The sequence below is a fragment of the Jeotgalicoccus sp. S0W5 genome, assembly GCF_011634875.1.
Lineage (GTDB): Bacteria > Bacillota > Bacilli > Staphylococcales > Salinicoccaceae > Jeotgalicoccus > Jeotgalicoccus marinus.
The window spans coordinates 173,334-194,650 of the sequence record NZ_SIRQ01000018.1 but is presented as its reverse complement, the minus strand read 5'-3'; the positions used below and the strand labels follow the sequence as shown (position 1 = coordinate 194,650).

Here is a 21,317-nt window from a genome sequence, read left to right as displayed (position 1 = left end):
TCCGACTTTAGCCGGATACGGGATTTTTTATTTCTGCATGAATCTTTAGAATCCACTCAATTTAGCGTACAATGTAAGTAAGATGAATATAGAGGTGACCTCATGAATTTCAAATTACCAGAAACATTCTATTTTAAAGAAGATAGTGGCAAATCAGCAGTGTTACTTTTACATGGTTTTACGGGTAATACATCTGATGTTAGACAGCTTGGCAGATACCTTCAGAAAAAGGGTATGACATCCTACTCAATAAACTACGAAGGCCATGCCGAACATCCTAAGAAGATTACCGAATCATCACCGTATGTTTGGTATAAACAAGTAGTGGATGCTTATGATTTTCTAAAATCAGAAGGTTATGAAGATATTTTTGCAGCAGGTGTATCAATCGGTGGTGTAATGGCGCTGAATCTTTCTAGTGACCGTGACTTAGTTGGGATATCGACAATTTGTAGCCCGATGTATTTAAAGGAATCTGAGACCTTGTATAGTCAATTTAAAGCCTATGCTGAAAAATATTTAAAAATGTTTGAAAATAAATCGCCTGAGGAAATTGAGTCAGAATTAGAACAGTTAGAGATGACATCTACTTTTGAAGACATCAGAACGTTTATTCAGATGGTAAAAGGGAACTTAGAGGATGTCATGATTCCTACATTTGTCGCTCAAGGTGAAAAGGATGAAGTGATTAATTCTGAGAGCGCCAATGTTATTTTTGATAGTATCTCAACAGATGATAAGGAAATAAAATGGTATCCGGATGGTGGACACGTATTAACAATAGACAAATCAAAGGAAGAATTATTTGAAGATATATATAAATTTACGGTGGGAGAAAACTTGCTCACCTATAAATGATACGGAGGATTACGATGAGAGACTATAAAGAAGAAATATTATCACTCGTCAACAGTGACGAATATAAACCGATGACAACTGATGATTTTAAAATGACTTTAGAGGCAGATGAGTCGGATGATTTTAAAGATATGGTGAAAGCTTTGGTCTCTCTTGAAGAATCCGGTAAACTGTATCGCACAAAAAAAGATAAGTATATGAAAGTTCCCGACTCCAACAGAATTAAAGGGACTTTATCGATGCATAAGAGAGGTTTTGGCTTCTTAAGACCTGAAGAAGAGGATGTCGAAGATATCTTCATTCCGCCTACTGCGGTTAACGGTGCCCTTGATGGTGATACTGTGTTGATTGAAGTGGAAGAAAATTCTCGGGGTGACAATGCTGAAGGAAAAGTAATTTCAATTATCGAGCGTGGTGTGACCAAGCTCGTCGGAGAATATAATGCGAGCAAGCACTTCGGTTTTGTCGTACCTGATTCCAAAACTTTTAAAACCGACATTTTTATACCTAAAGATCATAATTTAGGTGCGATTGATGGCCATAAGGTACTTGTAGAAATCACAAAATTCCCTGAGGGAGATGGTGATAATCCTGAAGGACATGTCATACAGATTCTCGGTCATAAAAATGACCCGGGTGTCGATATCTTATCAATTATTTTCCAACATGGCATCGACATTGACTTCCCAGATGAGGTCTTAAGACAAGCGGAGTCTGTACCTGAAGTTATCGATCAAGACGAAACAAAAGATCGTGTTGATTTAAGAGATGAATTTACTATTACAATTGACGGCGCAGATGCGAAAGACCTAGATGACGCTGTCAGTGTTAAAAAACTTGAAAATGGTAATTTGGAATTAACAGTCAGTATCGCAGATGTTAGTCATTATGTAACAGAGAATTCACCGATTGACAAAGAAGCGTACGATAGAGGGACAAGTGTGTACTTGGTCGACCGAGTCATTCCGATGATTCCACACCGCCTATCCAACGGTATTTGCTCACTAAACCCGAATGTCGACCGCCTAACCTTGAGCTGTCGCATCGAATTCACACCGGGCGGTAAGGCAGTGAACCATGAAATTTTTGAAAGTGTCATCAATTCGAATTACCGCATGACCTATCGTAATGTAAACTTAATGTTAGAAGAAAAAGACCCGGCAATTATTGAAGAGTTTAAGGAAGTCTACCCATACCTTCTACAAGCTGAAGAGCTGGCACAAGCGCTCCGCCGTAAGAGAGACCAACGTGGGGCAATTGATTTTGACTTTGATGAAGCGGCTGTAGTTGTTGGAGACGACGGCACACCTGAAGATATCGTTCTAAGAAACCGTGGTACTGGTGAGAAGATGATTGAAGAGTTCATGCTCGCAGCAAACGAAGCAGTGGCTGAACACTTCCACTGGATGGATGTACCCTTCCTATACCGTATTCACGAAGAACCAAAAGAAGAGAAACTTAATAAGTTCTTTGATTTCTTAACAGGTTTTGGAGTGATGGTTAAAGGTAAAGGCAATCAAATTCATCCGCATGCGCTTCAAGAGATTATTGAAGAAGTTAAAGGACGTCCTGAGGAAATGGTCATTAGTACCCTTATGTTACATTCTATGCAACAGGCGAAGTACTCAGAAGAATCTCTTGGACACTTCGGCTTATCGACTGAGTTTTACACTCACTTTACTTCACCGATTCGCCGTTACCCAGACTTAATTGTGCACCGTCTGATCCGTCAATATTTAATTAATAAGAAGACAGACGCTAAAACCATTCGTCATAATAAGAGTATCTTGCCAGATATTGCTAAGCATACTTCAGAACGAGAACGACGCGCCCAAGATGCTGAACGCGACACGGATGATCTGAAGAAAGCAGAATATATGATGAAACACGTCGGCGAGACATTCGAGGGTGTCATTGCTGGTGTGATGAACTTCGGTATGTTTGTTGAGTTACCGAATACAATCGAAGGACTCGTCCATGTGTCTCACATGACAGATGACCATTATAACTTCAACGAGAGAGCAATGGCGATGATTGGTGAACGGACAGGTACCATGTTCCGTATAGGTGACAAGGTTGAAATTGAAGTGTTAGGTGTGAATCTGGATGAACGCTTAATTGACTTTAAGGTCGTTGGTATGCCGGATAGAAAGCCGAGAGAAAAGAGAAGCCGTCCGGTTGAAATCAAGGGTAATAAGAAAGAGAAATCAAGATCTAGAGAAAAGAAAGGGACCTTTAAGAAAGGTGGAGGCAAAAGAAATGCTTCAGGCAAGAAGCCATTCTATAAAGGTGCCCCTAAAAAAGGTAAAGGAAAGAAGTAGAGGCTGATGAGTAAAGATAAGCATAAGACTAAACCACTGGCACAAAATAGAAAAGCCAGTCATGACTACTCAATCGAAGATACGATTGAAGTTGGTATGGTATTACAAGGTACGGAGATTAAATCCATTCGCCGAGGGTCAGCGAACTTAAAAGATTCCTTTGCTCGTATTCATAGAGGGGAAATGTATGTTTATAACATGCATATTGCCCCTTATGAAGAAGGGAATCGTTTTAACCATGATCCACTCAGGCATCGTAAACTGCTCTTACATCGTAAAGAAATCAATAAACTAAGAGGACATATCGAACAGCCAGGAAATGCACTTATCCCCTTAAAGTTATACATTAAAAATGGTGTATGTAAAATGCTTTTAGGTATTGCGAGTGGTAAGAAAAAATATGATAAGCGTGAAGATCTTAAGAAGAAACAAATGAAGAGAGATATTGATCGTGCTATCAAAGCGTACAATCAATAATTTGTAAGTATATTTTTAACGTGTTATAATAGATGACGCTCGGTAAAAAGATAGCCGATTATAATCCGGGGACGTTCCGGATTCGACAGGGGCTGTTTGGGCATCTTAAGCGTGTCGGAGGTTTCGGCTTCGTCATCAACGATACTCAGTTTATAATAACTGGCAAACAAAACAATTTCGCAGTAGCTGCCTAGTCAGCCTGCATCATCCCATGAGCTTTCCTATGGCCCGTGACGATGATTCAACTATAATAGGATACGCCATTTAGTCTGCAGTCAGAAGACTAATGGAAGAGATTAATCGGACTAGCATGGGCTGAGGTGGGTTCATTACCATCACCCATGCGAAATTTAAAAATGAACTACACACGTAGAAAGAGATGTTGCGAAGTCTCTGGACGCGGGTTCGACTCCCGCCGTCTCCATATTTTAAACCCCGTAAGCCTTGTGGCTACGGGGTTTGTTTAATTTCTGTGACCAATACGTGACCAAGTATTTTCCTATACCAACCATTCTAATTGTTCTAGTTCTTCTTTAGTCTGCTTATAGTCAGTATAGGAGTGAAGTATCTTTTCCTTAAGTTCTTGAATTCGGTTTTTGTCTTGAATCAAAATATCTAAACCAGCGTCTGTCATTAGAGTTGAACCAAACTTAATGATGAGAACATCAGCATCTAAATAGACGAAATGCCAAGTGCTTTTGAAAAGTTTAAGTAGGCCTTTTCCTCTCCATATAAACTGGCCATCCTTATATTTCTCTATGCCTTTAATACTTTTTTTCTTTACCATATTTTAGAAATTTAACCTGATTGTTGACGGTTAATGGTGAATCACTTAACTTTGTATAAGTGATTGAAGGGTGTTCTCTTTTACCATCTGTCCACATACTTAAAGTCGTTGCAATAATGTCCCATTTACCAAATAAATTATTAATCATAATATCTCCTTTACATAAATATATTCCCTTAATACAGAGTAATCATTCTTAATTTACATAAACTTATGATATTTTTGTTGTATTGTTTCTTATTCTAAAAGGTAACAATGAATAATGAGGTGTAAAAAATGAGTAATTTCAATATAGAAAAGGGGACGTGTAATCATGCCAACGGTGGGATTCTGAACTACCTAGCAATGGCTAAAATGAGTCATATAATGTTAGGTTCAGATTCTAAAGATAAGGTGGTTAAAGAGTTGCAATTGCTCTTTGAGAATAAAGGGAATCGCTTTAGTCATGATAAGTCTTTTGTAGCGACTGTAGACGGTCATCATGCCGGTCTAGTGACTTGTATGTCTCATCAAGATATGACGATGACAACTCTAGAAACTGTTAAGCAATTAGTAAAGATGAAGAAGTCTAAGGTGTTCGGCTTGGTTTTTAATAACTTTAAAGATCTAATCTCACTGATGGCATTTAAAGAATCAAAATCAGGAGAGTATCACATCAGTTTACTGGCAACTATGCCTGACTATCAGGGTATTGGTATTGCTTCAGCGCTGATTAAAAAAGCTGAGACCGAAGCACGGTTTAACGGTTTCGATAAAATCTCTCTTACTGTAGATAAGGATAATACGAATGCTAAAAAATTATATGAAAAGTTAGGTTTTAGGATCGTTGAAGATTCTACCTTTGGTCAATTAAAACTTTGGCGAATGGTAAAGTTACTACGATAGGCTAAACTCTTTTAAGACCTGTGTTTGGATTATTAAATTCAAGCACAGGTTTTTTAACTTGAGTAATTTAATTATATTTTAATTAACCCTTTATTAAACCGTAAGTATCCAGGCGTAGTTTGGAGACTAACAAAAACGTAAGGGGAGATTATTATGAAAATGGTTGTTATACCTTCAGGTTTTAAGGAGAGCTTAAGTTCAGAGGAAGTCGGCAAAGCGATTAAGAAGGGGATTAAAAAGTCAGGGAATGACCATGATATTACAGTCATCCCAATGGTCGATGGTGGGGAAGGATTTGTTGAGACCATTATCAAATTAAAGAAAGGGAAATGTATAAAAACCAAAGTGACAGGTCCTGTAGGAGAACAAATTAATTCACATTTTGGCATCTTTAAAGATAATGGTGTGACGACAGCCGTCATCGAAATGGCTGCAATTGCTGGCTTGAGACATGTGCCATATGAACAACGCAACCCACTTTGGACGACAACGTATGGGGTGGGTGAGACGATCATCAAGGCTTTAGATAATGGAGCTGAAAGAATCTTGATTGGTTGTGGTGATTCTGGGACGTCTGATGGTGGCGTCGGAATGGCACAAGCAGTTGGTGTGCGGTTTTTATCGAAAGATAATGAAGTGTTAATAATTAAGGGTGGTGGAGACATCCATAAAATAGACAGTATAGATCTGTCATCTATTGACCCACGTATTGCTAGAGTGGATATTGATGTTGCGGTGAATTGGAAGAACGTGCTCTGTGGTGAAAAAGGTGTTGCAAAAGTATTTGGCCCACAAAAAGGTGCGACTAAAAAGGAAGTTGAACGCTTGTCTAAGAACTTCAATCATTTAGCTAGTTTGATTAAGACAGTGATAGGGGATGACCTTTCTAATATAAATGGTGGTGGTGCTTCTGGCGGCTTAGGGGCAGGACTTGTTGGATTCTTAGGGGCGGTCCTACATCCGAGATTTGAAATTATCCAAAATTATATAGAAATTTCCGATGCAATTAAAGAAGCTGACCTAGTCATTACTGCAGAAGGTTGCATTGATTTCCAAACCCCCAATGATAAGATCCCGTCTGAAGTTGCTCGTATTGCCAAGCAGTTTGATAAGCCAGTGATCGCTTTTGCAGGAACAATCGGCAAGAAAGCAAGTTTAAATTATGATAGTGGTATCGACACATATACGAGCATTATTCCAGAACCAGCGACTTTAGAAAAATCAATGGAAGATGCTTCTAAATGGCTGACTAAAGCAGTGGACAATACAATGCGCAGCATTTTCATCGGTATGGAATTAGCTCAAAGTGAGCGTGAAAACAATGAACTTAAAGTCTAAAATTGGTATCGGAATATTTATCGCTTTTACACTCTTAGTAAGTGCCATACCGGAGCTTGATTACCTAGGAAAACTCAGCCTCATTATATTTGTTTTAGCCCTTGGTTTATTTATATTTACTAAACTACCATCAGGACTCGCAGCCTGGCTCGTCTTAGTACTTGGTGTTTTACTGGGCTTACCTGAGAACACTATGTTTAACGCTTTTACTCATGATGTGGTATGGCTGATGATTGGCGCATTTATCATCGCGGGGGTACTGTCTGAAAGTGGCTTGATTGATCGACTGAGCCAATGGGTAATCAATAATTGCACGACAAAGGGAAGGGTCACTTTCTTTACTTTTATTGTGATAATGATTTTATCTGTCATTGTACCGTCAACATCTGCGAGAGCATCAGTGATGCTACCACTCTATGAAATCTTAACGGACCGTTTTAATCAGCATAAGAAATTTTTCAGTTTAGCGATTCCAGTGCTGATTATTATGGCAGCAAATACGACTTTACTTGGTGCGGGTAGCCATTTAGTTGGCATCAGTATCCTACAAGGCCAGACTGGTGAGTCAATTACTTATATTGAATTTCTTGTATATGCCTTACCGTTTGGACTAATTATTTCATATATTACTTATGTCATTATTAAGTGGTTATATTTTAAAGACTTTAATTACACGATAAAAACAAAAGATGTTGAGAAAATGCCGTTTAAAACAAAAGAGAAACTTACTTTTTGTTTAGTTGTGGTCACTATAATTTTATGGTTATCTGAGCCACTACATGGTTTTGATATAGCTTATGTTACCATCTTAATGAGCTTAATTATGATGCTACCTCAATTAAACTTGATCACCTGGAAAAAAGGACTTAGTTCAGTTTCATGGAGCCTAATATTTTTCGTTGCAGGTGCGACAACCCTAGGTAGTCTTTTGGTCGAATATGGAGTGACGACTTACTTTCAAGAGGTGCTATTAGCAGGCTTCAATCAGTTTGATAGTATAAATGTATTTATAGCCCTTTTATTTGTGGTATTGATTAGTGTAATATCTCACCTGTTAATACCAAGCCATACGACGAGAGCAGCTGTACTGATACCGGTCTTACTCATCATTGCAGAAACATTTAATATTAACCCCGTTGCTATGGTGTTTATCAGTTTAATTGGTATAAATTTCTGTGTCACTTTACCTGTTAGTTCAAAAGCACTCCTCATATTTTATGAGGGAGCAAATGATAATCTTACTAGCAAAGATTTGTTCAAATTAAGTATGATACTCATGCCGATATATGTAGGACTAATGATTATGACTTATTATATTTATTGGCAGCATCTTGGATTAAAATTTTTTAATTATTATGTTTAATAAATTATGATTCGGGAATACTTAGTACTGTACGAATAATACTAATTAATTATTTAAGGAGTGTTTTTCATGGCAGAGGAAAAAGACAGCAAATTAGAACAAGCTAAAGGTAACGTTAAAGAAACTGTTGGTAACGCTACTGGAGACAAAGAATTAGAAAAAGAAGGTAAAGACGATAAGCTTGCTGGTAAAGCGAAAGAATATGTTGAAGACGCTAGTGACAAAGCTAACGATACAATTGACAAACTATCAGACAAGTTCAAAAAATAAGTGGATATATTAATGGAGCTGTTGTTAATACGGCTTCATTTTTGTAAGTAAATATATTTTTAGGAGGCTATATAATGGCTGTGAAATATGAAGTTAGTGCAGTTAATACAGGTGGACGTAAAGGTCACGTAACAACATCAGACAAGGCAATAGATTCTCCGGTTATCCCACCAGATCAAGGTGGAGAAGGTGTAAACCCTGAACAATTATTTGCTGCAGGTTATGCATCATGCTTCAACGGTGCATTTGATTTAATGATTAAAAAAGGTGGCGTTCGTGACGCTGAGCCAGAAGTCGATTTAACAGTACGTTTAGAAGAAGACGGTGAAGGTGTTAAACTTAGCGTTGCAATCAATGCAAAAGTTAAAAATATGTCTCAAGAAGACGCTGAGAAATATTTAGAACAAGCACATGATTTCTGCCCTTACTCTAAAGCAACACGTGGTAATATCGATGTAGATTTATCAGTTGAGGTTGTAGAATAGAATACAAAAAGCATGCACTCTGTACTTGTACAGAGTGCATTTTTGATTTATGAGGCAGTGATAAGTTGCTCGAAATATGATTACTTATCACCGAAATAGGTCAAAATGATGATAAGTTGTCCGAGACAGGCTCACATATCACCGAAACAATAAAACCTTTCCTAATGCTCATCGGAAATGTCGATTTCAAAGACAGCTTCTTCTTCTGACTCATTTAATAATGGCTGAAATGTCGCATTAAGTGTTTCGGGTTCGTTGACCAATCCGTATGCCATACGACCGCTGATGCTTTCACCTGGCGGCAAATCTTCTAATAGTATGTCTTCAAGCTCATAGCTTCGCATCAATTCTCCTTCAGACTCAACGACGATATCTCGACCTGTCGGAAAGGTTTCTTCTGAGTTGTTTTCATATGTAACTTCTAAAATAAGCACACCACTCACATCTATGAGGTTAGTTTCATTTCTCTCATCGGTCAGATATGCATCATCAATGGTGAGTGTGATGTCATCAATCGTTGCAGATTCACCAATTGCTAAAAGGTCTGTATCAGCATCGTTTTCTTGTTGCGCACTATCGGTATTTTCTTCGACATCTTCTTCTGTATCATCTACGATTGAGGATTCTTCTTCGATTTGTATAGTTTCTGAGTCTACTTCGCTACTGCAGCCAGCTAAGAGAAGGCTAGCACTTAAGCTCGTGTATAATATTGTTTTCTTCAATTAAATAAATCCTCCTGATCGTATTCATATAAGTATTAAAATCATCACTGCATACCAATACTAATTATAGTACAATACAACATGATATTTAAAAACTTTTTATAGAATAAAATTCAAGGGGCAAAATAATGAATACTACTAAGATTGTCGTCACTTTTTCAGGTTATAACTCTGATGCAATAAATGAAGAGATTGAAGCTGCAGAAAGTCACTTAAGTGATTTTGATATAGTGGAAATACGAGGGGATGTGTTTGATGCTTTAAATCGACAGGATCACGCATCAATTGTAAGACGAATCATAGATAAGTTTAAAGCTTTCGATAAAGAAATCATCTACACGTACCGAACTTCTGGAGAAGGAGGCAAGGGCTCAAAAACTACGGTTGAATATCAAGCGCTTTTACTAGAGGTTTGTAAGTCTATGGATATTGATTATATAGATATTGAAATGTCAGTGGGTAAAAAAATACTGCAGGAAATTATTGAGACTGCAAAGACACATCAAATTAAAACGCTACTGAGCTATCATAACTTTAAAGAAACTCTTGATTACGATGCACTCATGGATTTACTTAGTCAGATGAATCAAGTTGAAGGGGATGTGTTTAAGTTTGCCCTCTACCCTACAAACGGTGAGGATGTAGATACAGTTGTAGACGTTCAAAAAACAGCTAAAGCTCAATATGGGCATAAAGTCATCGGAATATCTATGGGTGAGCTAGGTAAGCGTACACGCGTGTTAACAGGCGACTATGCCCCATTATTTACTTATGGTTACATCAGCCGAGATGCGGCGCCCGGACAAATTCATATAAGTGAACTAAGGAAAGCGTTAACGAGTTTATGATAATTTTTACACAGAGTTTACGTTCTAATAATATTTAGATGTTAGAGTAAGGTTAGAAGATAATATACACTTCTTAAATCCTAAACCCTGGCCCAAAACCTCCCCCAAAGGTTTTGGGTTTATTTTGTGTTTTAAGTGTATAAAATATTATTTCTAAGGTAGAATTAACCTAAGATGACTTTCTATTTTAGGAGGATATAATGATAACTTTTTATGAGTATTCAAAATGTACAACTTGCCGTAAGGGGAAGAAATTTTTAGAGGATAACAACTTAGAATTCACTGCCATAGATATGGTCGAAAACGTACCGTCAATCGATACGCTAAAAGGTATTGTAGACCGTTCTTCATATAACGTAGATGATTTCTTTAATAAAAGAGGGGGCAAATTTAAAGAACTTGATTTAAAAGAACGCTTGCCTGAACTTTCAGATGACGAAAAGTTTGAATTGCTTGCAAGTGACGGTATGTTAATCAAGCGACCAATGGTTGTATTAGATAACCAAGTTCTTTTAGGTTTTAAAGAAGAAAATTATGAGCAAGCTTTATTGAATTAATCTTCTTGCCTGTAGTATGATGAATATGTAACAATATATATGATAAGTTAAAAGGGAGGTTTTAGCGTGTCATTACCACAAGATCTAAAATACAGTGAGGACCATGAATGGGTAAAGGTTGAAGGGAATACTGTAACTATCGGTATTACTGATTTTGCACAATCTGAACTTGGTGATATTGTGTTTGTTGAGCTTCCAGAGGAAGGCGACGACGTATCAACAGGTGAATCATTCGGTAGCGTTGAATCAGTTAAGACTGTTTCAGAATTAATCGCTCCAGTTTCAGGTTCAATCGTTGCGATTAACGAAGAGCTTGAAGATAGTCCTGAACTTGTAAATGAAAATCCATATGAAGGCGCTTGGATGCTGAAAGTTGAACTTTCAGATGAAAGCGAACTTGATAATCTTCTTGATGCTGCTAGTTATCAAGCAGTTATCGAGGGTTAATTTTAAACTCTGGACATTTGTCCGGAGTTTTTTAAAAACAAATATTTATTACTTCTGGTGAATTTGTATAAAATTAAACTAAGGGTGATACGAATGAATCTTTCTGATAAGGTACTCATTGTTGAAGGCAAGACTGATAAACGTCGCTTAGAAGAAGTGTTAGTAGAACCGGCTCAAATTATTTGCACTTTCGGAACAATGGGTATTTCCAAATTAGATGAAATTATCGAACAGCTAGGTGATTCGCAAATTTTTATATTATCCGATGCGGATAAAGAAGGAAGAAAAATTCGTCAATGGTTTAAAAAACATTTAAGTGAAAGCACGCATATTTATATTGATCCAAAATTTGGAGAAGTCGGTCGTTGCCCGCATGACTATCTAGCTAACCTCCTCTTAAGACACGGTTTTTACGTAGATAATGCGTTAATAATGAAAGGTAAGTTTTATCGTGAAGGAAATAATTTCAACAGCAGATTTATTAAAGAATACACAGGATAAGGACAGTTATATTATCTTTGGTTATGCCACGATGTGTAAGACATGTGAAATTTCAGAATCCATGTTGAAAGTCGTCACTGAGATGAAGGATATCTCATACGAGAGAATTAACTTGAACTACCATAAAGACTTAATAGATAAGTATCACATACGTTCAGCACCAGCCTTGCTGTTATTTAAAAATGGTCAACTTGTGAATGCACTCTATGCTTTTCACTCAGTACCATATTTAAATGAAGTATTAGATGAATTCCTGGTTGACTAGTAGAGAATAGTCTGATATTATAAATCTCAATCGAATAGAACTCTTATCAAGAGTGGTGGAGGGAAGTGCCCTAAGAAGCCACGGCAACCGTCTTAATGACAAGGTGCTAAATCACAGGAACAAATCCTAAAGATGAGAGGCATAATGAAATTAAAAGGCCTACTCATAATATTATGAGTAGGTCTTTTAATTTTCGATCGATGAGAAAGGGTAATGTATCATGATTAATATAAAAAGTGTTTCTAAGATATTTAAAACTAAGAAACAAAATATAACAGCAGTTGACCAAGTTGACTTATCGATTAATCACGGTGAAATATTTGGGATAATCGGCTACTCAGGTGCAGGGAAATCCACCTTAATCAGATTGTTAAATGGACTAGAAGATGTAACTGAAGGTGACGTGATTGTCAGTGGAGATGACATCAGTAAAATGTCCAAAGGTGATCTTCGAAATAAACGCCAGAAAGTGTCTATGATTTTCCAACATTTCAACTTACTGTGGTCAAGAACAGTCGCAGAAAATATTAGTTTTCCAATGGAAATTGCAGGTGTACCAAAAAAAGAACGCCAGGCACGCGTTGATGAATTAATTAAACTTGTTGGACTAGAAGGTAGAGCACATAATTACCCAAGTGAGCTATCAGGCGGACAAAAACAACGTGTCGGTATTGCTAGAGCCTTATCGAACAAGCCTGAAGTGTTACTATGTGATGAAGCAACAAGTGCTTTAGATCCAGAAACGACTGATGAAGTATTAGATTTACTTGTTGATATTACAAAAGAGATGAATCTAACCATTGTCTTAATCACTCATGAAATGCACGTAATCAGAAAGATATGTGACCGCGCAGCAGTGATGGAGAATGGTAAGGTTGTTGAAGTCGGTTCAGTAATTGAATTGTTCCAAAATCCACAATCGAGTGTAACAAAACGCTTTGTTAAGGATGATATTTCAGATGATGACCACCAACTTGCAATTGAAGAACTTAAAGCATCATTCCCTACTTCAACAATTGTAAAATTAAACTTTGTAGGTACAAGAGCAAAATCTCCAATTGTATCTGAGGTCATAAGAAATTACGATCTAGATGTAAATATTCTATCAGGTAATATTAAACAGACGAATCAAGAATCATTTGGACATTTATATATTGCATTAGATATCGATAATGAAACCCTGGAATCAATCTCAAATGAGTTTAAAAAGCACGATGTCACATTGGAGGTTGAAGCAGGATGAACAGTGTAATAGAAGAATTTAAAAATATGTTTAGCTTTGAAAATGTGAAATGGGATGCGGTAATAGAAGCGACTTATGAAACGATATACATGACTGTGATTGCAACAATTGCAGCCTTTATAATTGGACTCATTTTCGGTATTATCTTGTTCTTATCTAATAAGAGTGAAAATGTTCCCTCAAAACCGCTTTATGGAACGACATCCTTCATCGTCAATCTCTTTAGAGCGATTCCATTTATCATTTTAATTATTTTACTTATGCCATTTACAAAAGCAATCATGGGTACAGTAATGGGCTCCAATGGTGCCTTACCCGCACTGATTATCGGTGCCGCACCTTTCTATGCACGTCTAGTTGAAATTGGACTTAAAGAAATTGATAAGGGTGTAATAGAAGCGGCTGAATCAATGGGTGCGAACACTTGGACAATTATTTGGAAGGTGTTGATACCAGAATCATTACCGGCTCTAATTTCAGGTATAACGGTAACATCCATTATGCTTGTTGGTTCAACTGCGATTGCAGGGGTTATCGGTGCTGGTGGGTTAGGTAACTTAGCTTATATGGTTGGCTTTACAAGAAACCAACCGGACGTCACACTTGTTGCAACTGTGGTAATTCTAATCATCGTTTTCGTCATTCAAATTTTAGGAGACTTTTTCTCTAAAAGAGTGGATAAACGCTGATTATATAATATAAAACTATATAGAAAAGAGGATTTTGCATGAAGAAATTTTTGAGTTTAGTTACATTGTTTTCAGTTATTTTAGTTTTAGCGGCTTGTGGAAATGATTCTGAATCTGATTCTGCTTCAGAAGGTGAATCAAGTGATGGAGAAGGTGCTGAAATTACTGTTGCAGCATCGCCAGCACCACACGCTGAAATTTTAGAAAAAGCAGCAGAAATTCTTGAAGAAGAGGATATCACAGTGAATGTAGAAATCGTCAATGATTATACAACACCAAACCGTTTGTTAGCAGATGAAGAAGTCGATGCAAACTTCTTTCAACATACACCATACTTAGACGGTGAAATTGAATCACATGGCTATGACCTAACTAGCATCGGTAATGTCCATATCGAACCTATGGCAGTATTCTCAAATGACTATGATTCACTTGAAGACATCCCAGACGGCTCTACTATCTTAGTATCTAATAATCCTGCAGAAGAAGGACGTTTCCTTTCATTCTTCGTTAACGCTGGCTTAGTAGAAATCGAAGAAGGCGTTGAAATTCAAGACGCAACATTTGATGATATTACTGAAAATCCTCACGACTTTAACTTTGATAACAATACAGCACCTGAGCTTTTAGTTAATATGTATGAAAATAATGAAGCACCTGCTGTTATTATTAATGCAAACTTCGCAATTGATGCTGGATTGAATCCAGTTGAAGATTCAATCGCAGTTGAAGACGGAGAATCACCTTATGCCAACCTAGTTGCTGTTAGATCTGGAGATGAAGAACGTCCAGAACTACAAAGATTAATCGAAGTCCTACAATCAGATGAAATCAAGCAATATATTGATGAAGAGTACAGTGGTAATATTATTCCATCAGAATAAGTAAGAAAAACCTCACTCGACTTTCAAGTCGAGTGAGGTTTTTAATGAACTATGTTAATAGTATATACATTTTTCATCATATCGTTAACACGATCATCAACATAAATGAAACAATCAAGTAGATAAGGGAGTATCTTAAATTCATTTCTGCCCATCGGTGTTTATTGTGTGTAGTATAACCTCGAACAGATAGCACAACCCATCCTAAGGTCAATAAAGCTGACACAATTGAAAAGATGATACCGAGTGATTCAAAGAGCATAATTGGTACGGGCAACAAAGCGAGCACATAATATAAGTTCTGGCGAATTGATGCCTTGGTGCCAATGACAACTGGGAGCATTGGTATGCATGCTCTAGTGTAATCATCGAGTCTTTTAATAGCGATTGAAATTGTATGAGGTACCTGCCAAATAAGTAAAATGTAAAACAACATTAGGGGTACTAAATGATTCGCTGGTGTAATAACGGCCCAGCCAATTAATGGTGTAAAAGCGCCTGAAATACTACCGATTATCGTATTGATGGTATAGCGTCGTTTTGACCAAAAGGTGTAGAGAACGACGTAGAAAAACCAGCCAAGAAATGAGTAGATTCCTGCTTCAATATTCACCAAAAAAATTATGATCAATCCGATGATTGTTGTAATGATTGCAGCAATTAAGACATTTCTTAAAGAAAAGTCACCTGTAACGGTAGGGCGCTTTTTTGTACGGTCCATTTGTGTATCTAGGTCATGCTCGAACCAGTTGTTAAACATGAGAGCACCAGATATGACTAAGGTGCTGGAAACCATGGTCATGAAAAAAGTGCCAAGATGATCGTAAAATGACTGGTGGGTAAAGTGTAAAGCAAGCCAAAACGCTGTGAATACAGGTAGGACATTTGCGATAAGTACTTTCCCTTTAAGTAGGTATTTAATATTTATAAATAATGTTTGTAAGTTAATAGACTTACGCTTATGAACTTGTTCTGTTTCCAATGTAGTCCCTCGCAATTTAATGATTAAGCTATATTATAACAGTCATAAGAAAGCATCAGAAAAATTATTCCATTTTTTTGTGACAAAGATGTTTCAAGGAAAAGGGGGTGGGTAAATAACTGTTATATAAATAGAACGGATTTCGTAATAATTCAATTGAGTGAAATCATTGTCTCAACTAATCAATTTTAGTTGGTGCAATTGATTTTATAAAGTAAACCCCTTTGCCAGGCAGCAAAAGCTGCTTGGTTTTTTTGTAAATATTTAAATTAATAATGTAAATAGTAATATTTTAAGGTAACATAGATAACAATTGTTTTAAGGTATTAATTAACATAACTTAAAGGAGCATCTAAGATGAAAAAGTTATCATTATTTTTTGTATTTACACTATTTGCACTGACAGCATGTGGGAATGAAGAAGACACTGAAGCCACTGACACAAGTGAAGTGAGTGAAGAAACAGAGGATGAAAGTTCTAATTCTGAAGAAGGTAAATCAGATGAAATTTATGAAATAGGTGACACTACACAAGTAGAGAGTTATGAGTTTGATGCTAAGTATGAGGTTACCGTCAATTCACTAGACCTGGTCAAAGAATACGATGGTCAACCTGTTGGAGATGTCATTATCAACGCACCAGAATCAGTCTTCTTAGGGGTGGTCAATTTAACAGTTCAAAATATCTCTGAGGAGCCTATTGTTATTGGTGAATATGTATTTCCTGATATTATTGAATCCGACAGAGAAGGTGGTGGAGACCAATTTATTTTTGATTTCTCTGAAGAAGATTTAAACCAAGAATTAGCAGTTGACGAAGAAGCAACATTTGATTTAGTTTACTCGAAGGATTCAGAATTGGGTTCAGGAGGATACTATTTAAAATTTGAGAATGGCATGCCAACAGAAACGACTTATAACTTACCAATTAAATAAGGAAATTTTTAGTAATCATTAACCCTATCGATTGTATACACACCCTATAGATGGTAAAATTACATTAGCACCTATCTTATAATAAAAGGGGCAATTAAAATGAATGAAGACTATAATACTCCAAAAACTGGTTTTGACAGCACGCTCGTCTTGGTGTCTTATGTTATTTCACTATTCACTGCTGTTGTTGGACCACTTCTAATTTGGGCACTGAAAAAAGATGATGAACCAACAACTGCTGTCGCACTTAGAGATGTAGCGAACTTTGGTCTATCTTACACAATCTACATGTTTGTCGCTTGGTTAACAACTGCAATTTTAATCGGTTTTGTACTCGGACCAATAGTCACGATTGCATTCTACGTATTTGCGATTATCGGCATTGTAAAAGCAATTAATGGTGAGTCATACAAGCCACCATTCACAATCGATATCTTTAAATAAGTATTTGATTAAACCTCACTAAATGATATTAAAGTCATTTAGTGAGGTTTTCTTTAAATCTGATTAAAGTGGTCATAATTAGAGCCAAAACCTTTAAACCGCGTGGATTCTGATATATAATATATAGATGGTAACAGTAGACTGGTACTTTGACTATAGATTAGAATTATTATAAACTATACTAGTATCAGACAAACTAAATTTCAATTGGAGGATTAGACATGGTATCTGTTTTAGAAATAAAAAATCTACACGTTGAAATCGACGGTAAAGAAATATTAAAGGGCGTAAACCTTACTATTAAACAAGGTGAAATTCATGCTGTAATGGGACCTAACGGTACAGGTAAATCTACACTTGCTCAAGCAATTATGGGTCACCCAAGCTATGATGTAACTGAAGGTGAAGTACTTGTTGATGGAGAGAACATTTTAGAATTAGATGTAGACGAGCGTGCTAAAGCTGGTTTATTCCTAGGAATGCAGTATCCATCAGAAATCTCAGGTGTAACAAACTCTGATTTCCTACGTTCTGCAATCAATGCAAGCCGTGAAGAGGGCGACGAAATTAACTTGATGGAATTCATTAAGAAATTAGATAAGAACATGGAATATTTAGAAATGGATCCAGACATGGCAACACGTTATCTTAACGAAGGTTTCTCCGGCGGTGAGAAAAAACGTAATGAAATCCTTCAGTTAATGATGCTTGAACCTAAATTCGGTATCTTAGATGAAATCGACTCAGGTCTTGATATTGACGCGCTACGTGTAGTTTCTGACGGTATTAACAAACTTCGTGGTCAAGATTTCGGTTCACTAATCATCACTCACTACCAACGCCTGTTGAACTACATCACTCCTGATGTTGTCCACGTAATGATGAAAGGTAAAGTGGTAAAATCTGGCGGTAAAGAACTAGCTGAACGTCTTGAAACTGATGGTTACGATTGGATTAAAGAAGAACTTGGCATTGATGAAACTAACGCCGCTGAAGATAAATAAGACAGGAGGATCACTATGACTACTGAATTAAACGCATTCGAACTGAACAAAGAAGACATAATTGCTGATGCTACAGCAAGAAGTGAATCTGAGTTTTTGATCAGTAAAAGAAAAGAAGCTGTAGAAAAATTTGATAGTCTTGACATGATTAAACCTGACAAGACTAAAGTAGATAAATGGGATTTCTTTAACATCACTTCTCCAGTTGTTGAAAGTAGCACATACAACACTTTAGAAGAGTTACCAGAAGGTGTTAAAAACTTAATCGATCTAGAAAATGTACAAAATATATACGTACAACACAACAATACACCTGCCTACCTACAGTTAGATGAAGGCTTAAAAAATAAAGGTGTTATTGTAGAAAATATAATTGAAGCAAGTGAAAATCACCCTGAACTTCTTGAAAAATATTTCATGACCGAAGGTGTAAAAGTTGATGAAAACAAACTTGCTGCCTACCATGCAGCTATGCTAAATGGCGGTGTGTTCATCTATGTACCAAAAGATGTCATCATTGAAGAACCAATTCAATCTGTTGTCCTACACGATGACGAGACGGCTTCATTGTTTAATCACGTTTTAGTTGTTGCAGATGAAGGTTCAGAAGTTACTTTTGTAGAAAACTATTTCTCAAACCTAGAGTCTTCAACAGAGAAAATTAATATTATCTCTGAAGTTATTGCCAACAACAACGCAAAGATCACTTACGGATCTGTAGATTTCTTACCTAAAGAAATGACTGGTTATGTAAACCGTCGCGGTGTGGCATTTGATGATGCGAACATTGATTGGGCACTAGGTCTAATGAACGATTCAAATATCATCTATGATAATACAACATACTTAATGGGTGAACGTTCCGAGTCAGAATTGAAAATTGTTCACGTCGGACGTGGTGAACAAACGTCTAACTTTACAACACAAATTATTCATTATGGTAAAGAATCTAATGGTCACATTTTAAAACACGGTGTAATGAAAGATAAGGGAAGCAGTATCTTTAATGGTATTGGATATATTAAACACGGTGCAACTAAAGCAGATGCACAACAAGAATCTCGTGTACTTATGTTAAGTGGAGATGCACGCGGTGACGCAAACCCTATCCTTTTAATTGACGAAGATGATGTAACTGCTGGACACGCAGCATCTGTCGGTCGTGTTGACGAATTACAGCTCTTCTATCTAATGAGTCGTGGAATTGATAAGAAGGAAGCAGAACGCCTTGTTATTCACGGTTTCCTAGATGCAGTTGTTTCAGCCCTACCAATTGAAAAAGTTAAGAAACAACTTAAAGAGGTCATTGAACTTAAAGTCTTATCTTAAGAAGGGAGGACACTGACTTGGATATAAATAAAATCCGTCAGGATTTCCCGATACTTGAATGTCAGGTAAACGGAAAAGACCTTATATATTTAGACACGTCTGCAACGAGCCAATCTCCAGTACAAGTTATCGATGCAATGAATGACTACTACAGAACATATAATTCAAATGTTCACCGTGGAGTTCACACGCTCGGAACTAAAGCGACTGATGCTTATGAAAAAGCACGTATGAAAGTACGTAGCTTCATCAATGCAAAACGCTTTGAAGAGATTGTTTATACACGCGGGACAACTGCCGCAATTAATCTAGTTGCTAGAAGCTTTGGTGAACTAGTGATTGAAGCAGGTGATGAAATCATCGTCACTGAAATGGAACACCATGCCAATTTAGTGCCATGGCAAGAACTCGCTAAGCGTAAAAATGCGAAACTCGTTTTCGTTCCTCTTGAAGCTGACGGGACGATTACTCTAGACAGTCTAAGAAGTGTTATAACAGAAAACACAAAAATTGTAGCAATCACTCATGTATCTAACGTACTTGGTACAATTAACGATATAAAAGCTATGGCTGAAATCGCCCATGAACACGGTGCTTACATTGCAGTTGATGGAGCCCAAGCGGTACCGCATATGACAGTAGATGTACAGGACCTAGATGTAGATTTCTATGCCTTTAGCGGACACAAAATGCTAGGTCCTACAGGAATCGGCATTCTGTATGGAAAAGCTGATTTACTTGATAAAATGGAGCCAATTGAATACGGTGGAGATATGATAGATTATGTTTATAAAACAGAATCTACATGGACTGACTTACCTGTGAAATTTGAAGCAGGTACACCTATGATTGCCGAAGCAGTTGGTTTAAATGCTGCTATCGACTATCTCAACAACTTAGGCCTCGACAACATCCATGCTTATGAGAAAGAGCTTGTAGAATATGCCTATGACAAGATGTCTGAAATTGAAGGCATTGAGATTTACGGTCCGGCCAAAAGTCAGCGTGCGGGACTGATTACCTTTAATCTAAAAGGGGTTCACCCACATGACCTTGCTACTGCACTGGACTCAGAGGGCATTGCAGTTAGGGCAGGTCACCACTGTGCTCAGCCATTGATGAAATGGTGTCAAGCACACTCAACAGCAAGAGCGAGCTTTTACATTTACAACACCATCGAAGAGATAGATCAGTTTATCGAGAGCTTGGAAAAAACGAAGGAGTTTTTCTCTTATGAATTTTAACAACTTAAATCAACTGTATCGTTCAGTCATCATGGACCATTACAAGAACCCAAGAAATAAAGGGGTTGTTGAAAATGGCTCAATGACAGTTGAAATGAATAACCCGACTTGTGGTGACGAAATTCAGCTAACATTAAATGTTGAGTCTGGAATCGTAAAAGATGTTAAGTTCCAAGGGCAAGGCTGTTCGATTTCTATGGCAAGTGCCTCGATGATGACAGAAGCGATCATGAACGAATCTGTTGAACGCGCACTCGAGATGGCAAATGAATTTTCTAATATGATGCTTGGTGAGGACTATAACATCACTGATGATATGGGTGACGTTGAGGCACTGCAAGGTGTCAATCAATTCCCTGCACGTATCAAATGTGCAACACTCACTTGGAAAGCACTCGAAAAAGGGTTTAAAGAATCCGATAAATAATAATTGAGGAG

Annotated in this window: 26 protein-coding genes, 1 other RNA gene and 1 riboswitch; of the genes, 23 read left to right on the top strand and 4 right to left on the bottom strand. The window is 37.1% G+C overall.

All coding sequences use genetic code 11. The annotated features are described in order from the left end of the window. Positions 1–102 precede the first annotated feature (102 nt). The 4 genes from EYB29_RS10865 to ssrA all read left to right on the top strand — a co-directional run bounded on the left by EYB29_RS10865 (position 103) and on the right by ssrA (position 4,083). On the top strand, positions 103–858 hold the full coding sequence (locus EYB29_RS10865; protein WP_026867326.1) for an alpha/beta hydrolase: 756 nt from the start codon (positions 103–105) through the stop codon (positions 856–858). 14 nt (positions 859–872) lie between these two features. After that, entirely contained in the window at positions 873–3,179 is a 2,307-nt protein-coding gene (rnr, locus tag EYB29_RS10860) for a ribonuclease R (protein WP_026867327.1), read from the top strand. Between the two features lie 6 nt (positions 3,180–3,185). Then, the gene (smpB, locus tag EYB29_RS10855; RefSeq protein ID WP_026867328.1) at positions 3,186–3,656 is read left to right on the top strand and encodes an SsrA-binding protein SmpB; all 471 of its coding nucleotides are present in this window, start codon (positions 3,186–3,188) and stop codon (positions 3,654–3,656) included. A 67-nt stretch (positions 3,657–3,723) separates the two neighbouring features. Next, positions 3,724–4,083, top strand: a transfer-messenger RNA (tmRNA) gene (ssrA, locus tag EYB29_RS10850). Positions 4,084–4,155: 72 nt separating this feature from the next. Here ssrA and EYB29_RS10845 read toward each other — a convergent pair. Together EYB29_RS10845 and EYB29_RS10840 are read right to left on the bottom strand one after the other, a co-directional pair. Beyond that, positions 4,156–4,443: a hypothetical protein gene (locus EYB29_RS10845; RefSeq protein WP_166627245.1), complete on the bottom strand. Its 288-nt coding sequence runs from the start codon at positions 4,441–4,443 to the stop codon at positions 4,156–4,158. Next, positions 4,421–4,591: a hypothetical protein gene (locus EYB29_RS10840; protein ID WP_166627244.1), complete on the bottom strand. Its 171-nt coding sequence runs from the start codon at positions 4,589–4,591 to the stop codon at positions 4,421–4,423. Before EYB29_RS10840 ends, EYB29_RS10845 begins: the two co-directional genes overlap by 23 nt. Positions 4,592–4,719: 128 nt before the next feature. On the opposite strand from EYB29_RS10840, the gene EYB29_RS10835 reads away from it, so the two are divergent. The 5 genes from EYB29_RS10835 to EYB29_RS10815 all read left to right on the top strand — a co-directional run bounded on the left by EYB29_RS10835 (position 4,720) and on the right by EYB29_RS10815 (position 8,784). Then, entirely contained in the window at positions 4,720–5,328 is a 609-nt protein-coding gene (locus tag EYB29_RS10835) for a GNAT family N-acetyltransferase (protein WP_166627243.1), read from the top strand. 153 nt (positions 5,329–5,481) lie between these two features. Next, entirely contained in the window at positions 5,482–6,666 is a 1,185-nt protein-coding gene (locus EYB29_RS10830) for a glycerate kinase family protein (RefSeq protein ID WP_166627242.1), read from the top strand. Further along, positions 6,650–8,029 (top strand): SLC13 family permease, encoded by a 1,380-nt coding sequence (locus EYB29_RS10825; RefSeq protein WP_166627241.1) that lies wholly within the window; start codon positions 6,650–6,652, stop codon positions 8,027–8,029. The genes EYB29_RS10830 and EYB29_RS10825 overlap by 17 nt, the downstream gene beginning before the upstream one ends. A 69-nt stretch (positions 8,030–8,098) precedes the next feature. Continuing rightward, complete coding sequence (locus EYB29_RS10820) at positions 8,099–8,299, top strand: CsbD family protein (RefSeq protein WP_166627240.1); 201 nt, start codon at positions 8,099–8,101, stop codon at positions 8,297–8,299. A gap of 74 nt (positions 8,300–8,373) precedes the next feature. Continuing rightward, the gene (locus EYB29_RS10815; RefSeq protein WP_166627239.1) at positions 8,374–8,784 is read left to right on the top strand and encodes an Ohr family peroxiredoxin; all 411 of its coding nucleotides are present in this window, start codon (positions 8,374–8,376) and stop codon (positions 8,782–8,784) included. 161 nt (positions 8,785–8,945) lie between these two features. On the opposite strand, the gene EYB29_RS10810 is transcribed toward EYB29_RS10815, so the two are convergent. After that, the gene (locus EYB29_RS10810) at positions 8,946–9,506 is read right to left on the bottom strand and encodes a hypothetical protein (protein WP_166627238.1); all 561 of its coding nucleotides are present in this window, start codon (positions 9,504–9,506) and stop codon (positions 8,946–8,948) included. A 128-nt stretch (positions 9,507–9,634) separates the two neighbouring features. Between EYB29_RS10810 and aroD the strand changes: the two genes are divergently transcribed. From aroD to EYB29_RS10770, 8 genes are all read left to right on the top strand, one after another. Next, a complete protein-coding gene (gene aroD / locus EYB29_RS10805) occupies positions 9,635–10,354 on the top strand; it encodes a type I 3-dehydroquinate dehydratase (RefSeq protein WP_166627237.1) in 720 nt (239 codons plus the stop codon). Between the two features lie 200 nt (positions 10,355–10,554). Then, positions 10,555–10,911 carry a Spx/MgsR family RNA polymerase-binding regulatory protein gene (locus EYB29_RS10800; protein WP_166627236.1) on the top strand — a complete coding sequence of 119 codons (357 nt, stop codon included), beginning with the start codon at positions 10,555–10,557 and terminating at the stop codon, positions 10,909–10,911. Positions 10,912–10,977: 66 nt separating this feature from the next. After that, complete coding sequence (gcvH, locus tag EYB29_RS10795) at positions 10,978–11,358, top strand: glycine cleavage system protein GcvH (RefSeq protein WP_026867338.1); 381 nt, start codon at positions 10,978–10,980, stop codon at positions 11,356–11,358. 93 nt (positions 11,359–11,451) lie between these two features. Next, positions 11,452–11,859 (top strand): toprim domain-containing protein, encoded by a 408-nt coding sequence (locus tag EYB29_RS10790; RefSeq protein WP_026867339.1) that lies wholly within the window; start codon positions 11,452–11,454, stop codon positions 11,857–11,859. Next, positions 11,810–12,124, top strand: a complete 315-nt coding sequence (locus EYB29_RS10785) for a thioredoxin family protein (RefSeq protein ID WP_051220558.1) — start codon at positions 11,810–11,812, stop codon at positions 12,122–12,124. The genes EYB29_RS10790 and EYB29_RS10785 overlap by 50 nt, the downstream gene beginning before the upstream one ends. A gap of 40 nt (positions 12,125–12,164) precedes the next feature. After that, positions 12,165–12,263: riboswitch (SAM riboswitch) on the top strand. Positions 12,264–12,344: 81 nt separating this feature from the next. Then, positions 12,345–13,367, top strand: a complete 1,023-nt coding sequence (locus tag EYB29_RS10780; RefSeq protein ID WP_166627235.1) for a methionine ABC transporter ATP-binding protein — start codon at positions 12,345–12,347, stop codon at positions 13,365–13,367. Next, positions 13,364–14,056 carry a methionine ABC transporter permease gene (locus EYB29_RS10775; RefSeq protein ID WP_166627234.1) on the top strand — a complete coding sequence of 231 codons (693 nt, stop codon included), beginning with the start codon at positions 13,364–13,366 and terminating at the stop codon, positions 14,054–14,056. Before EYB29_RS10780 ends, EYB29_RS10775 begins: the two co-directional genes overlap by 4 nt. Before the next feature lie 38 nt (positions 14,057–14,094). After that, complete coding sequence (locus tag EYB29_RS10770) at positions 14,095–14,940, top strand: MetQ/NlpA family ABC transporter substrate-binding protein (protein WP_166627233.1); 846 nt, start codon at positions 14,095–14,097, stop codon at positions 14,938–14,940. A gap of 76 nt (positions 14,941–15,016) precedes the next feature. On the opposite strand, the gene cyoE is transcribed toward EYB29_RS10770, so the two are convergent. Next, complete coding sequence (gene cyoE, locus EYB29_RS10765) at positions 15,017–15,922, bottom strand: heme o synthase (RefSeq protein WP_026867344.1); 906 nt, start codon at positions 15,920–15,922, stop codon at positions 15,017–15,019. Positions 15,923–16,279: 357 nt separating this feature from the next. Between cyoE and EYB29_RS10760 the strand changes: the two genes are divergently transcribed. The 6 genes from EYB29_RS10760 to sufU all read left to right on the top strand — a co-directional run bounded on the left by EYB29_RS10760 (position 16,280) and on the right by sufU (position 21,306). Then, positions 16,280–16,858 (top strand): DUF4352 domain-containing protein, encoded by a 579-nt coding sequence (locus EYB29_RS10760; protein ID WP_166627232.1) that lies wholly within the window; start codon positions 16,280–16,282, stop codon positions 16,856–16,858. Between the two features lie 99 nt (positions 16,859–16,957). Then, positions 16,958–17,302, top strand: coding sequence for a DUF4870 domain-containing protein (locus tag EYB29_RS10755; RefSeq protein WP_035857135.1), 345 nt, complete (start codon positions 16,958–16,960; stop codon positions 17,300–17,302). A gap of 221 nt (positions 17,303–17,523) precedes the next feature. Beyond that, a complete protein-coding gene (gene sufC, locus EYB29_RS10750) occupies positions 17,524–18,306 on the top strand; it encodes a Fe-S cluster assembly ATPase SufC (protein WP_026867347.1) in 783 nt (260 codons plus the stop codon). Between the two features lie 15 nt (positions 18,307–18,321). Next, positions 18,322–19,635 (top strand): Fe-S cluster assembly protein SufD, encoded by a 1,314-nt coding sequence (gene sufD / locus EYB29_RS10745; RefSeq protein ID WP_166627231.1) that lies wholly within the window; start codon positions 18,322–18,324, stop codon positions 19,633–19,635. A 17-nt stretch (positions 19,636–19,652) separates the two neighbouring features. Further along, entirely contained in the window at positions 19,653–20,879 is a 1,227-nt protein-coding gene (locus tag EYB29_RS10740; protein WP_035857144.1) for a cysteine desulfurase, read from the top strand. Further along, on the top strand, positions 20,869–21,306 hold the full coding sequence (gene sufU / locus EYB29_RS10735; RefSeq protein ID WP_166627230.1) for a Fe-S cluster assembly sulfur transfer protein SufU: 438 nt from the start codon (positions 20,869–20,871) through the stop codon (positions 21,304–21,306). The genes EYB29_RS10740 and sufU overlap by 11 nt, the downstream gene beginning before the upstream one ends. Positions 21,307–21,317: the final 11 nt, after the last annotated feature.

Bases quoted from the DNA above. Each gene is read 5' to 3' on its own strand.
- EYB29_RS10865 (WP_026867326.1), top strand. From the start codon at position 103: ATGAATTTCAAATTACCAGAAACATTCTATTTTAAAGAAGATAGTGGC.
- rnr (WP_026867327.1), top strand. From the start codon at position 873: ATGAGAGACTATAAAGAAGAAATATTATCACTCGTCAACAGTGACGAA.
- smpB (WP_026867328.1), top strand. From the start codon at position 3,186: ATGAGTAAAGATAAGCATAAGACTAAACCACTGGCACAAAATAGAAAA.
- EYB29_RS10845 (WP_166627245.1), bottom strand. From the start codon at position 4,443: ATGGTAAAGAAAAAAAGTATTAAAGGCATAGAGAAATATAAGGATGGC.
- EYB29_RS10840 (WP_166627244.1), bottom strand. From the start codon at position 4,591: ATGATTAATAATTTATTTGGTAAATGGGACATTATTGCAACGACTTTA.
- EYB29_RS10835 (WP_166627243.1), top strand. From the start codon at position 4,720: ATGAGTAATTTCAATATAGAAAAGGGGACGTGTAATCATGCCAACGGT.
- EYB29_RS10830 (WP_166627242.1), top strand. From the start codon at position 5,482: ATGAAAATGGTTGTTATACCTTCAGGTTTTAAGGAGAGCTTAAGTTCA.
- EYB29_RS10825 (WP_166627241.1), top strand. From the start codon at position 6,650: ATGAACTTAAAGTCTAAAATTGGTATCGGAATATTTATCGCTTTTACA.
- EYB29_RS10820 (WP_166627240.1), top strand. From the start codon at position 8,099: ATGGCAGAGGAAAAAGACAGCAAATTAGAACAAGCTAAAGGTAACGTT.
- EYB29_RS10815 (WP_166627239.1), top strand. From the start codon at position 8,374: ATGGCTGTGAAATATGAAGTTAGTGCAGTTAATACAGGTGGACGTAAA.
- aroD (WP_166627237.1), top strand. From the start codon at position 9,635: ATGAATACTACTAAGATTGTCGTCACTTTTTCAGGTTATAACTCTGAT.
- EYB29_RS10800 (WP_166627236.1), top strand. From the start codon at position 10,555: ATGATAACTTTTTATGAGTATTCAAAATGTACAACTTGCCGTAAGGGG.
- EYB29_RS10790 (WP_026867339.1), top strand. From the start codon at position 11,452: ATGAATCTTTCTGATAAGGTACTCATTGTTGAAGGCAAGACTGATAAA.
- EYB29_RS10780 (WP_166627235.1), top strand. From the start codon at position 12,345: ATGATTAATATAAAAAGTGTTTCTAAGATATTTAAAACTAAGAAACAA.
- EYB29_RS10775 (WP_166627234.1), top strand. From the start codon at position 13,364: ATGAACAGTGTAATAGAAGAATTTAAAAATATGTTTAGCTTTGAAAAT.
- EYB29_RS10770 (WP_166627233.1), top strand. From the start codon at position 14,095: ATGAAGAAATTTTTGAGTTTAGTTACATTGTTTTCAGTTATTTTAGTT.
- EYB29_RS10760 (WP_166627232.1), top strand. From the start codon at position 16,280: ATGAAAAAGTTATCATTATTTTTTGTATTTACACTATTTGCACTGACA.
- EYB29_RS10755 (WP_035857135.1), top strand. From the start codon at position 16,958: ATGAATGAAGACTATAATACTCCAAAAACTGGTTTTGACAGCACGCTC.
- sufC (WP_026867347.1), top strand. From the start codon at position 17,524: ATGGTATCTGTTTTAGAAATAAAAAATCTACACGTTGAAATCGACGGT.
- sufD (WP_166627231.1), top strand. From the start codon at position 18,322: ATGACTACTGAATTAAACGCATTCGAACTGAACAAAGAAGACATAATT.
- sufU (WP_166627230.1), top strand. From the start codon at position 20,869: ATGAATTTTAACAACTTAAATCAACTGTATCGTTCAGTCATCATGGAC.